This is a genomic window from Labrenzia sp. C1B70 (genome assembly GCF_000475395.1).
Classification (GTDB): Bacteria; Pseudomonadota; Alphaproteobacteria; order Rhizobiales; family Stappiaceae; genus Roseibium; species Roseibium algicola.
Genome location: NZ_AXCE01000003.1, coordinates 38,768 through 50,994, shown reverse-complemented (window position 1 = coordinate 50,994; position 12,227 = coordinate 38,768). Strand labels below are relative to the sequence as shown.

Below are 12,227 nucleotides of genomic sequence, written 5' to 3'. Positions count from 1 at the left end.
TGTTCTGAGCCGTCAGCTGTCTTCTTGATCTTGCGGCATGCAGGCCAGCAGGGCTGCCTTCACGTCATCCGGCCAGGGGATGGAGCAATGCTTGTCGAGATCGCTGGCGGCCAGCACCTGGGTGCTCGACCAGCGTTTTTCGCCCTTGCAGCTGATCTCGTGATGCATGGTGACCGACGACCGGCCGACCCGCTTCACGGTTACTTCGAACTCCAGCTCTTCCCCGAAAAAGGAAGGGCTTGAGAAGTCGCTGGAAAGATGGACAGTCGGAGTGCCCCAACGTTCCTCCCAGATAATCTTGTGCCATGGATAGCCGAGCTTCAGCCAGAATTCCTCGTTCACACCGTTGAGGATGTTCAGATAGGATGGAAAATAGGCTGTGCCGGAGATGTCGCAATCACCGAAGTTGAGCATGCGGGTGGTTTTGAATGGAACGTCCAAGATGCGTTTCTCCCTGCCACTGGCTGGCTCACCATGTAACGGCGGCCCAATTTTATTTATTTGATTTTGCACATATCGCAGAGGGGCTTCAACACGTGGATTGTTCGCCAGGATGTAAACTCCTTGCCTGCGCAACGCGGGCTGTGCGCTGAGAAATCTGGATAAAGATCTGAAATCAAGAAGAATATTCGGAGTTTCGTGAAGCGTTGATCCACCGTGAAAATGATTGCGGAGCGGCGGTGTTTTCTATTGTCGATTGCAAAAAATACATGCAGTTTCATATTTATTGACAAGGCATGCTCATCAATGGAAGTATTCAAAAACGGTCTCGGGCCTGCGGAGGAGCCCAGCCAGACAGACGCATCATTCAAGGGAGAGGAAGATGAAGTCGCTATTCAAGATTGTTGGCGCTGCCGCAGTTTCACTGAGCCTCAGCGTTTCGGCGCTTTCGGCGGAAACCGTTCTCAAGATTTCCAGCTGGCTGCCGCCAACCCATAGCGTGAATACCGGCATTTTTGCCAATCTGATCAACATGATGGAAGAAGCTACAGGCGGCGAAGTCTCGGGTGAGCTGGTCTTTGGCCTCGCCCCGCCACCAGCCCAGATGGATCTGGTTCTCGATGGTGCCGCAGACATGGCTATCATCTTCCACGGGTATCAACCGGGCCGTTTCGTCGGGACGAAGCTGATTGAACTGCCGGGTTATGAAGGCAACGCAGAAGACGCATCCGTCGCCTATTGGCGCGTTTATGAAAAATACCTTGCCGACCTTAATGAGCATCGCGGCGTCAAGGTCATTTCGCTCAACACCCATGGCCCCGGTCAGATCCATTCCAGCAAGGAAGTCAGCAGTCTTGCCGACATGAACGGCCTGAAGACGCGTATCGGCGGCGGTGTTGCCGGCGATGTGGGGTCCGCGCTCGGCCTGATCGGCATCAACGTTCCGGCTCCGAAGGTTTATGAAACGCTGGAATCCGGTGCGGCCGACGCCGTTGCGATGAATGTCGGCGAGCGTGTCGGATTCAAGCTGAACGAAGTGGCCAAGTATCTTTATGACATGCCGGGCGGTCTCTATCGCGGCTCTTTTGCCGTGATCATGAGCCAGGAAAAATTCGATAGCCTGCCGGAAGATGTCCAGAAGGCCTTGGACGAGCAAGTGTTTGGTGAGCCCGCGAGCCGGATGGCAGGTGCATCCTGGGACGAGTCCGACACGATTGCCTATGAAGCGACCAAAAACGCAGAAGGCACGAAGATCACGCCTGCGAGCGATGATGACATCGCCAAGTTCGAGGAAATCAGCAAGGAAGTCACGGACAAGGTTCTGGCGGAATTGCAGGAAGCCGGGGTGGACGCGAAAGCCGCCTACGAAATGGTCAAGCAGGAAATGGCCGGAAACTAAACGAGTCCGGGCGGTCCGGTTCGTCCGGACCGCCCGCAGCTGAAGGATCTGGACGTGTCCCGTCTACTCAAGTTTGCGGCCAGTCTGCCGGCGCTGCTTGCCTCGTTTGCCTTGTTCGTCCTCATGGTCATGACGTTCTGCGACGTGGTGCTCCGGTCGGTGTTCAACGCGCCGATCGAAGTTGCCGCCGACATGACGCGCCTGCTCATGGCAATCATGGTTTTCTCGGTTCTGCCGGTCGTTTCCGCAAAGGATGGCCACATCTGCGTCGACCTGACGGACGGCATGTTCAAGCGCGCCGGACTGACCCGCTGGCGCAACGCTTTCACGGATCTCTTTTGTGGCCTGATGCTGGTCCTCCCGGCCATGCGCGTATTTGATCTGGCCGAACGAAGCCGCTCCTATGGCGACGTCATGGAATATCTGCGCCTGCCCCTGCACTATGTCGGATGGTTCATTTCCATCGTCACGGCAATTACCGCCGCAGTCCTCATTGTTCGCGGGCTCGGCCATGTTTTCGCACCGAAATTGATGAGCCCCCGGCATGCTTGAAGGACTTCTCGGATTTGCAGCGGTTCTCGTACTGGTCCTGCTGCGAGTGCCCATCGCCTTCGCCATGGGCTTTGTCGGAATGATCGGCTTCATGATTGAATCGGGCTACCGCGCCTCGATTTCCATGACGGCCCGTCTGATCATCGATACCAGTCAGGATTACGGCCTCTCGGTCGTTCCGCTGTTCATCCTCATGGGGTTGTTCGTCAACAAGGCAGGGATCAGCCGGGAGCTCTATGCCGCTTCCAACGCGTTCCTGGGCCATTTTCGCGGTGGTCTCGCTATGGCAACCATCGTTGCCTGTGGTGGGTTTGCCGCCATATCCGGATCGTCCCTTGCAACCGCCGCCACCATGTCGAAGGTGGCCATGCCGGAAATGCGTCGGTTCGGCTATGCCGACAAACTGTCGACGGCTTCGATTGCCGCCGGCGGGACGCTCGGCATCCTCATACCGCCTTCGGTGATCCTCGTCATTTACGGTCTGCTGACCGAAACCTCGATCGGCAAGCTTTTTGTCGCCGGCATCATTCCCGGCCTTCTGGGCGTCGTACTCTATCTGGTTGCTGTCCAGTTCACGGTCTGGCGCGATCCGGAAGCCGGTCCGGCAGGGGAACGCATCAACCTCAGCGGAAGACTGTCCGCCCTGAAGGATGTCTGGGCTGTCTTGTTGCTGTTCTTTCTGGTGATCGGCGGGCTCTATGGTGTCTTCGATGTGCCGCCGATCAACCTGAGCTTCTCGCCGACGGAAGCCGCCGGCATGGGCGCCATGGGGGCTTTTCTGATTGCGCTTGCCCGCAGACGCCTGTCGCTTGCAGATGCCCTGGAAGCCCTGCGCGAAACGGCCATGACCGCAGCCAGCCTGTTTGCAGTTCTGATCGGCGCCTGGATCTTCTCCAACTTCGTCAATATCGCAGGCCTGCCGACCGCACTTAGCGACATGGTGACCGCCTACAATCTGCCGCCGTGGATGGTCATGGGGCTGATCCTGCTGATCTACATTGCGCTCGGCTGCGTGTTCGAAAGCCTGTCGATGCTGCTGTTGACCGTGCCGATTTTCTTTCCGGTCGTCACAGGGCTTGGCTATGATCCGATCTGGTTTGGCATCATCGTCGTGGTGGTAACCGAAATCAGCCTGATCACGCCTCCCGTCGGCCTGAATGTCTTCGTGTTGCGGGCGGTCGTCGGCGACGTGCCGACGGCCACGATCTTCAAGGGTGTTACGCCGTTCTGGATGGTCGATATCATTCGTCTGATCATCTTGCTGACACTGCCGGGACTAGTGCTCTTGCTGCCAAACCAGATGTAGGATCAGATTTGGTCTGGCATCTGCCGGCAAGCCTCTGGCATCGGAGCCGACACAGACCGCAGACGTACCTTTTCAAAGGGGGATGCGGTCCGACTACTTTTCTGGGAGGAGGAGAAAATGGAACGCACTGCGAGCCCTGCAGACGCGATGGCGGGCGGTAAGTCTTCAAGGGGCAGACCGGACAACCCGGCCGCTGCCGAAGCCCAGTGTCCGTTTTCCAAAAAGGCTGCCGAATTCGATGCGTTCGCCGGACCCTATCAGGCGGACCCCGCAGAAGCACTGCGCTGGTCACGGGAGCAGTTGCCCGTCTTTTACAGTCCCAAGCTCGGCTATTGGGTGGTCAGTCGCTACGATGACATCAAGGCGGTCTTTCGTGACAACATCCTCTTCTCGCCCCGGAACGCCCTGGAAAAAATCACACCGGCAACGCCGGAAGCAATGGAGGTACTGAAGGGCTACGGCTATGCAATGAACCGGACCATGGTGAACGAGGACGAGCCCGTACACATGGAACGGCGGCGCGCCCTGATGGACCACTTTCTTCCGGATAATCTGGAAGCCCGGCAAGAGATGGTACGCCGGCTGACGCGCGAAAAGATCGACGCCTTCATCGACAGCGGCCGGGTCGATCTGGTCGATGCCATGCTTTACGAAGTGCCGCTGAATGTCGCCCTGCATTTTCTGGGTGTTCCGGAAGACGACATCGCGGTCCTCAAGAACTTCTCGGTCGCCCACTCGGTCAATACCTGGGGCAAGCCCACCGACGAGCAACAGGTCGCCATTGCGCATGACGTCGGGCAGTTCTGGAACTACGCGGGCAAGATCATCGAAAAGATGCGCAAGGAGCCGGACGGAACCGGCTGGATGCATGAGACGATCCGCAAGAACGCGGAAATGCCGGATGTCGTGCCGGACAGCTACGTACATTCGATGATGATGGCGATCATCGTTGCCGCCCACGAAACGACGTCGCTTGCCTCGGCAGGAATGTTCAAGACGCTGCTCACCCACAGGCAGGCCTGGCAGGACATCTGCGAGGATCCGAGCCTGATCCCCAACGCGGTGGAAGAATGCTTGCGCTATTCAGGCTCCATTGTTGCGTGGCGGCGGCAGGCCATGGCGGCGACCAGCATCGGCGGCGTCGAGATCCCGGAAGGGGCGAAGCTGCTTATCGTTCAGGCGTCTGGCAACCAGGATGAGCGGCATTTCGAAGATGGCGACAAGTTCGACATCTACCGCGACAACGCCGTCGATCACCTCACGTTCGGCTACGGCAGCCACCAGTGCATGGGCAAGAACATTGCCCGTATGGAAATGCGGATCTTCCTGGAAGAAATGACGCGCCGGCTGCCACACCTGCAACTGGCCGAACAGGAATTCACTTACCTCGCCAATACCTCCTTCAGAGGTCCGGATCATGTCTGGGTCGAGTGGGATCCGGTGAAGAACCCCGAGCGGGCCACGCCGTCGATTGCAAACGGGAACCATCATTTCCCGGTCGGAGCGCCGGCGCGCCGTGATATCGCGCGCAAGATCCGCGTCAAGAATGTCCGCAGGGAAGCAGACGGCATCCTCGGGCTGACGATCGAGGACGCCAAGGGCCGGTCCCTGCCGGGCTGGAGTGCCGGGGCACATATCGAAGTGTGCCTTGAGGGCTTCGATCGCAAATATTCTCTGTGCGGCAGAGCCGACGGCAGGGACTACGATATCGCCGTGCTTCTTGAAGAAGATGGACGGGGTGGTTCCCGCCGAATTCACGAGGTCGCCGCAGAGGGGCTTGAACTGCGCCTTCGCGGACCCAGCAACCTCTTTCGGCTCGACGAACAGGCCAGCTCATACGTCCTGGTTGCCGGAGGGATCGGCATCACCCCAATCCTCGCGATGGCAGACCGGCTGAAAGCCTTGGGGCGGGACTACACGATCCACTATTGCGGACGATCCCGCGAAAGCATGGCCTTTCTGGACCGGTTGCAAGCAGACCACCCCGGAAGGCTTGCGATCTATGCCGGGGACGAAGGCGCACGCGCGGACCTGGCTGCCATTGTCGCCGGCTTGCGCGACGGCGGGCAGATCTATGCTTGCGGTCCGCAGCGGATGATTTCCCAGCTGGAAGACCTCACTGCAAGTCACCCGGCCGGAGCTTTGCATTTCGAGCATTTTTCCGCGCAGGAGACCGCTCTCGATCCATCGAAGGAAAACGCCTTCCAGGTTGAACTGAAAGATTCCGGCCTGACGCTTGAAGTCGCAGCAGATGTAACGTTGCTCGACGCACTGCTTGCGTCAGGTATCGACATTGCCTGCGATTGCCGGGAAGGATTGTGCGGCAGTTGCGAGGTTGAAGTTCTTGAGGGAGAAATCGATCATCGCGACGTGGTACTGACGCGCACCGAACGCGCGGAAAACCGGCGCATGATGTCCTGCTGCTCGCGGTCTGTGAAGGGCGGCAAGGTCAAGCTGGCGCTGTAGGGTGCCGGACGACGGTTCGCAATGAGCGAACCGTCCGCAGACCGGTAATCGTTTCAACGCTGGAAAACCCGCGTTCTTGTTCCACCGGCAGGTCCCGTCCGGCTGACGGTGCAGGATTGACTGTTGGTGCTGCAATTGCGAGTGCGCGACGCGGTGCCGCCGTAAGGGCCGACCACGTTTCGGGTGGCATTGCATTCACCATTGGCACAGGTGCGGGACTGGCTGGCCGAACCGCCGTAGATACCCGTCGTCGTCCGCGTGGCCGTGCAGCTGTCTCCTGTGCAGGTAACCGCCCTGTCATGCGCAGTAACGCGTGCCGCCGGCGCGACCGGATAAGCCGGGCGGTAATAATGACCCCAGCGGCCATACCAGGGATAGGCGGCGTAGTAGGTGTCCCAATAAGCGCGGTTATAGGCAACGACGGTGAGGCCGACTGCGGGTGCGACCACTGGCGTGACGATGACCGGGTTGCCGCGGTAAACGACCTGAATGTAGCTGGCCGACACCCAGCCGCGATACGCGCCGAAGCTCACGTCGCACCAGGAATAGCCGGAAACGCAGCCGTAAGTCGTGATCCGTGTTCCGGCCGGAACAACAGTGACGACGGGATAGCCGGTCGATGGGCCTGCCCTCAGGTTCACGTTTCCGGTGGAGACGGCAACCGTTGCCGCCGCCGCAAGCGATGGTGCGCCGATCAGGATCGCCAGCGCGAGGTATAGTCGTTTCATCATGGTGTTCTCCATATGCGTCGCCGCCTTGGCAACGGCCTTTGGAGACCCTCTCTCTGTCGCTTGCACCGGGTCTTTCCGGCGCGTTGCGTTATGTTTCAATTTGTAAAACATGACCGTTCGGCCGGCGTTGGTCCCGCTGGCGCGTACAGGAAGACAAATGCCGTGGCCGCGGTGGTTCTGCACCGTGCGGCGGTCTGGCAGCCAAGGCATTTCGTTAGATTTCCGGTTTGTATGATTTTGTAATCACTCCCTGTTTTCGTTTGATTTCGCAGGGTCCTCATGTGCAATTGAACTCATGGAACCGGATGCAAAGACAATATTGATCGTCGACGACGATCATGAAATCCGCCGCCTTGTGGGCGAGTTTCTGAGCCGGGAAGGCTTCGAAGTCGTCTCTGCGCAGGACGGCCGGGACATGGATTCGGCGCTTGAACGCGTCCAGCCGGACCTTTTCATTCTCGACCTCATGTTGCCGGGCGAAGATGGACTGTCCATCTGCCGCAGGCTGCGTGCGCAGGGCAATACGCCCATTCTCATGCTGACGGCAAAAGGGGATGAAACCGACCGTGTGGTCGGGCTGGAACTCGGCGCCGATGACTATGTCGTCAAGCCCTTTGGCCCGCGAGAGCTGCTGGCACGGGTCAGGGCGATGTTGCGCAGGGCCGCCTCCAACCCCTCGCAACCCATGTCGAGACGGTTTGCCTTTGACCGGTTCATTGTCGATCTGGACGCGCGCCAGGTCGAGACCGACGATGGAGATCTGGTGTCCGTCACCAGTGCCGAATTCGATCTTCTGTCGTGTTTTGTTCTCCGCCCGCGCAGGGTTCTCTCCCGCGATCAGATCCTGGACTGGACCCGTGGTCGCAGTGCCGGTCCTTTCGACCGTACAGTCGATATCCTGGTTTCGCGCATCCGCAAGAAACTGGAAAGCTACAGCCCCGGCAGCAGCTTGATAAACACCGTTCGCAATGGCGGCTATCTTCTGACGGCCTCGGTCCGGCAGGTGGCGTGAGATGCGCTTCGGCCTGGTCGCAAGACTTGTTGCCATCGGCGCAAGCCTGCTTCTGGTCTTGTGGCTGCTGGTGCTGGGCGTCGCCTATCGCGAAGGCAGTCTTTCGCGCGCAACATCCAACCCCGAACCTGCGCAGCTTGCCGCGATTGCAGAGCTTTTTGCTGATACTCCTACCGGGCAGCAGGACACGGTTCTGAAAGCTGTCCGCTCGCCGGGGCTTGATGTTCAACTGGTAGCCGTTTCCGAGGTTCCCGACACCGACAGCCAACTGCGTGACAGTGGTGTGCTTGAACCCTACAGGGCAATTCTGGGAGAGCGCCTGCTTGCCGCACAGTCTCGCAAGCTGAACGGACTGGACGGCAGCCGCTGGCGTTTCGGCCCCATGCGCCCGCTCAAGTTCTGGATCACAGCGGGAGACGGCAAGGCTCTGGCAATCGGGGTTCATCTGCCGTTCCCGGTCACGCCTCTGGGCTTGCCTGTCGGCCTGGGGGCGGGTCTGCTCGGTACGGTGTTCGCGTTTATTGCGCTGCTTCTGTTCCACCGTGAGATCCGGCCGCTTGCAAGGCTGGCGGCGGCGGTGGACCGCATCGATCCGTCTACCGAACCTGTTCCCTTGCCGGACACCCGCGCAGGTACGCCGGAAATTACAGCCCTCGTCCGGGCATTCGACAGGCTGCAAAAGCGGCTTCACACCATGACCCGCTCGCGAATGGCGCTGATCGGCGGGCTCCAGCACGACGTGCGCAGCTTCGCCACCCGCCTCAGATTGCGTCTGGAAAATCTGCCCGACGCCTCGGAGCGGGAGCGGGCAACATCCGATATCACGGACATGATTTCCCTGCTCGACAATGCCCTTCTGATTTCCCGGGCCGGCGTCGGCGTGCTCGACGAGGAGTTGCTTGATCTCTGCGAGCTTGTCAGCGCGGAGTTTGCCGAGTTCAGGGAAGCAGGACTGCCTGCCGAAGCGAGCGAGGATTTCGCGCGGAAGCAGGCATGGATCGTCGGCGATCGTGTCGCGCTCAGGCGCATCATTTTGAACGTGGTCGACAACGCCATCAAATATGGCACCTGCGCGCGGGCAACCTTCGACATGGACAAAGAGCGGATAACGATCCTGATTGATGATGATGGCCCCGGCTTTTCGGAAGAAGCCAGATCGCTGTTGCTCGAGCCCTTTGTGCGCGCGGAACCATCAAGGTCCCGGGGAACTGGCGGTGCAGGCCTCGGTCTTTCGGTAGCCCGGTCGCTGACCGAAGCCCATGACGGGGCCATCAGTCTGGAAAACACCCCACGGGGTGGCCGGGTGAAGGTGACGTTGCCCCTCTTCAAGTCAGGCTGACAACCGGGCGGGAAACAAAAAGCTACAATTTCCCATCAGCCGGAAAACCGGCGGAGATGCGGAACTTGCAGGATCTCTCCATCGACAACGAATTGGAGAGTACCGTGAAGAAGCTGATCCCCTTGTCGCTTGTGGCCGGCGTCACGCTTGCCGCCGTCATGCCTTTTGCCGCGGTGTCGCAGGACAATCCCTTCGCCATCAAAGGCCCTGCCTATCCACCCGAATTGCCTATCGTCTTCGGGGGCGTTCCCGACATCTACGACGTTGCGGAGCGCCTCGATCATCTTCGGCATTTCTATACCGGGAAAGCAGCCAGGTTCAGGCTGGCCGGCGCGTTGAGTTCGCAGGAAACGGCAATCGGCATCCGGGCCGACCAACAGGACGAATGGCGAGCCTATACCGCGGCAATGCTCGCTCTGGTCCCGGATGCCGGCACGGTGCGCGCCCTTGCAGGAGCGCCTGACGAAGATCCGGCAGGTCCGGAAGCCTTCGGCCGGATTGAAGCTCTGGCGGACGTCCTCTCCGTCTATGGCGAAAAGGGTGCAGCGTTGAAAACCGCAGTCGAGAACCTGCGCGCAGCGCTAACGGAAGAACAGCTTGAGGCCTCCCGGTTTCCTCGCCTTACCCTCAGATAACCCGCATCACAATACGACAGAATTGCCGGTGCTCCCGCCGCACCGGCAAAGACGGGCGCGTGGCCGCCATTGTTCCGCGCGCCCGTCGTCCCCCTCGAGACATAGGATGATTTTCATGAGATTTTTGATTTCGGCTCTTTTGCTTCTGGGTGTCTCCGGGGCTCATGCCCAGGAGCTGACCCGTCAGCAGATGCGGGAAATCAGGACTGCCTGCGAAGCAGACGTGCGCAGCTTATGCTCCGGCATACAGCCGGGCGGCGGCAGGCTTCTGCAGTGCCTTCAGGCCAATGCGGCAAGCATGTCGCCGAGTTGCGCGAACAAGCTTCTTGAACTTCAGGCGTTACGTCCCCCGCAATAACAAAAGCCGCGGCGGCAGACCCTTCCCGGCAATGCCGCCGCTGCCAATTCAACTTTGCCTTTTGCGGGGCTCTGGCCCATGTCGTTTCATTCGGACGGACTGGTCCAGCCTTTCCATTCCAGCTTGCCGGAAAAGGTTTCGACGAGCGCGTCGATCAGGACTCTGACTTTCCGGGGTGTATTCGCTCCAGGGGGGCGGAGTACGAAAAGGCCGACTTCAGGTGTCGGATAGTCAAGCAGCAGGGGAACAAGGTCACCACACTCAACCGCATCGTTGACGAGAAACAGGGGCGCGTGAGCAATTCCAAGCCCCGCAACCGCCCAGGCTACGGTTATGTCTCCGTTGTCAGTGCGCAGACGTCCCGACGGGCGTACCGAGATGTTCCCGTTGCCACTGTGGAAGATCCAGTCCGGTGAAAGCGCAGCTGTGTAAATAAGGCATTCGTGGGCGGTCAGGTCTTCAGGCGTTTGCGGTGTACCGTTTTGCTTCAGATAGGTCGGGCTGGCGACGACGATTGAGTTGATCGGTGCGATCTTGCGAGCGACGTAGCTGGAATCGCGCAACTTCCCAATTCGGATCGCAGCATCGAACCGCTCGCCGATCAGATCGACAACACGGTCAGAAAACGAGGCATCCACTTTCAACCGCGGGTGACGACAAGCCAGAGATCCGAGGATCGGGCCAAGATGTCTTGTCCCGAAGGCAAGAGGGACCGACAGTCGCAATTCTCCGACGATTTCGTTCGAGTGCTCGGAGATTGCTTCGAGCGTGTCTTCATAGTTGGCCAGAAGATCCTCGCTTCTGGATTTGAATTCCTGACCAGCCTCCGTGGGGGCAATGCCGCGGGTCGTTCGATCCAGAAGACGGGTGCCGAGCAGGTCTTCAATCCGCGCAATTCTGCGGCTGACGATGGATTTCGAGATGCCGAGTCGCGTCGCAGCCGCGCTCAGGCTGCCGCATTCCACGACTTCGATGAAGCATCGCATATCGTCCAGATCAATCATGCGTTCCTCTCAGAGCAACAATCTGGTGCGGAAAATGACGGTTCCGGAAAAGGCATCCGGGAACCAAGTTGACGACTGAATTTCTTACATGAAAAGCAGGACGTACAATCAATGTCTAAAGTTCTCGTACTCACAAGCAGTGTTCTGGGCGATGCCTCCGTATCCAACCAGCTTACCACCCACATCGTAAACCAGTTGCGTCTCAAGAATGGCAAAAGCAAGGTCATTGCCCGCGATCTGGGGAGCAATCCCGTACCGCACCTGATGCAGGATTCCACGATTGCCTTGCGTGTTCCCGAAGCTGAAAACGAAGTGCAGGCAAACGCGCAGGCCCTCTCCGACGAACTCATTGCCGAGTTGAAAGCGGCCGACCTGCTGGTCATCGGTGCGCCCATGTACAACTTCGGCATTCCGTCCACGCTGAAAGCCTGGTTCGACTACGTGCTGCGCGCCGGAGTAACCTTTTCCTATAGCGACGCAGGTCCGGAAGGCCTCCTGAAAGGCAAGCGTGCTATCGTCGTCTTGACACGAGGCGGCCTCTACAGCGAAGGACCGGCGCAGCTGATGGATGCCCAGGAACCTCACCTGCGCACCTTGCTCGGCTTCATCGGCATCACGGACGTCACCTTCATTCGCGCCGAGAAACTTGCCTTCGGTGCCTCTTTCCAGGAAGAGGCCATCGCCGCAGCCAAGAAGGCAGCCAATCAGGTGGTTGACGACTTGCAGCTGGTGGCTGCCTGACATCCTTGCAGCGGATTTCGTCGGTTGCGATAGCGAAACAGGCATATTTCAACACCGTCGTCCCCTATCCCCGCCCCTGTCTATGTCAGAGGGCGGGGTTTCCGTTGTGAGCAAACGTCTGAAAGATTGTTTTGCCTCTCCTGTTCGGATTTCTGCATCCACATTCGGAAACACCTGTCCCTTCATGCCCTGCCCGAGATGAAGATCGGCTCAGTTTGGCCGAGTGATCAATAAAGGTGGACG

12 protein-coding genes are annotated in these 12,227 nt (G+C 59.1%); 9 read left to right on the top strand and 3 right to left on the bottom strand.

The features are described from left to right. Positions 1–12: 12 nt before the first annotated feature. Positions 13–441 (bottom strand): thioesterase family protein, encoded by a 429-nt coding sequence (locus Q666_RS37105; RefSeq protein WP_031269446.1) that lies wholly within the window; start codon positions 439–441, stop codon positions 13–15. Positions 442–823: 382 nt separating this feature from the next. On the opposite strand from Q666_RS37105, the gene Q666_RS37100 reads away from it, so the two are divergent. The 4 genes from Q666_RS37100 to Q666_RS37085 all read left to right on the top strand — a co-directional run bounded on the left by Q666_RS37100 (position 824) and on the right by Q666_RS37085 (position 6,164). After that, a complete protein-coding gene (locus tag Q666_RS37100; RefSeq protein ID WP_023001306.1) occupies positions 824–1,840 on the top strand; it encodes a TRAP transporter substrate-binding protein in 1,017 nt (338 codons plus the stop codon). 54 nt (positions 1,841–1,894) lie between these two features. Next, positions 1,895–2,392 carry a TRAP transporter small permease subunit gene (locus Q666_RS37095; RefSeq protein ID WP_023001305.1) on the top strand — a complete coding sequence of 166 codons (498 nt, stop codon included), beginning with the start codon at positions 1,895–1,897 and terminating at the stop codon, positions 2,390–2,392. Beyond that, positions 2,385–3,698: a TRAP transporter large permease gene (locus tag Q666_RS37090; protein ID WP_023001304.1), complete on the top strand. Its 1,314-nt coding sequence runs from the start codon at positions 2,385–2,387 to the stop codon at positions 3,696–3,698. The genes Q666_RS37095 and Q666_RS37090 overlap by 8 nt, the downstream gene beginning before the upstream one ends. 117 nt (positions 3,699–3,815) lie before the next feature. Next, positions 3,816–6,164 carry a cytochrome P450/oxidoreductase gene (locus Q666_RS37085; protein ID WP_023001303.1) on the top strand — a complete coding sequence of 783 codons (2,349 nt, stop codon included), beginning with the start codon at positions 3,816–3,818 and terminating at the stop codon, positions 6,162–6,164. Positions 6,165–6,217: 53 nt separating this feature from the next. Here the strand turns inward: Q666_RS37085 and Q666_RS0132775 are convergent, their stop codons facing one another. Then, on the bottom strand, positions 6,218–6,895 hold the full coding sequence (locus Q666_RS0132775; RefSeq protein ID WP_031269444.1) for an SH3 domain-containing protein: 678 nt from the start codon (positions 6,893–6,895) through the stop codon (positions 6,218–6,220). A 295-nt stretch (positions 6,896–7,190) separates the two neighbouring features. On the opposite strand from Q666_RS0132775, the gene Q666_RS37080 reads away from it, so the two are divergent. The 4 genes from Q666_RS37080 (at position 7,191) to Q666_RS37070 (ending at position 10,239) form a co-directional block, all read left to right on the top strand. Then, positions 7,191–7,907, top strand: coding sequence for a response regulator transcription factor (locus Q666_RS37080; protein ID WP_023001301.1), 717 nt, complete (start codon positions 7,191–7,193; stop codon positions 7,905–7,907). Position 7,908: 1 nt separating this feature from the next. Continuing rightward, positions 7,909–9,246 (top strand): HAMP domain-containing sensor histidine kinase, encoded by a 1,338-nt coding sequence (locus Q666_RS37075; RefSeq protein WP_023001300.1) that lies wholly within the window; start codon positions 7,909–7,911, stop codon positions 9,244–9,246. 56 nt (positions 9,247–9,302) lie between these two features. Further along, entirely contained in the window at positions 9,303–9,881 is a 579-nt protein-coding gene (locus tag Q666_RS64690; protein ID WP_023001299.1) for a hypothetical protein, read from the top strand. 115 nt (positions 9,882–9,996) lie between these two features. Further along, a complete protein-coding gene (locus Q666_RS37070; protein ID WP_200863787.1) occupies positions 9,997–10,239 on the top strand; it encodes a cysteine rich repeat-containing protein in 243 nt (80 codons plus the stop codon). 86 nt (positions 10,240–10,325) lie between these two features. On the opposite strand, the gene Q666_RS37065 is transcribed toward Q666_RS37070, so the two are convergent. Next, positions 10,326–11,243, bottom strand: coding sequence for a LysR family transcriptional regulator (locus tag Q666_RS37065; protein WP_023001297.1), 918 nt, complete (start codon positions 11,241–11,243; stop codon positions 10,326–10,328). 111 nt (positions 11,244–11,354) lie between these two features. On the opposite strand from Q666_RS37065, the gene Q666_RS37060 reads away from it, so the two are divergent. After that, entirely contained in the window at positions 11,355–11,984 is a 630-nt protein-coding gene (locus tag Q666_RS37060) for an NAD(P)H-dependent oxidoreductase (protein ID WP_023001296.1), read from the top strand. Positions 11,985–12,227: the final 243 nt, after the last annotated feature.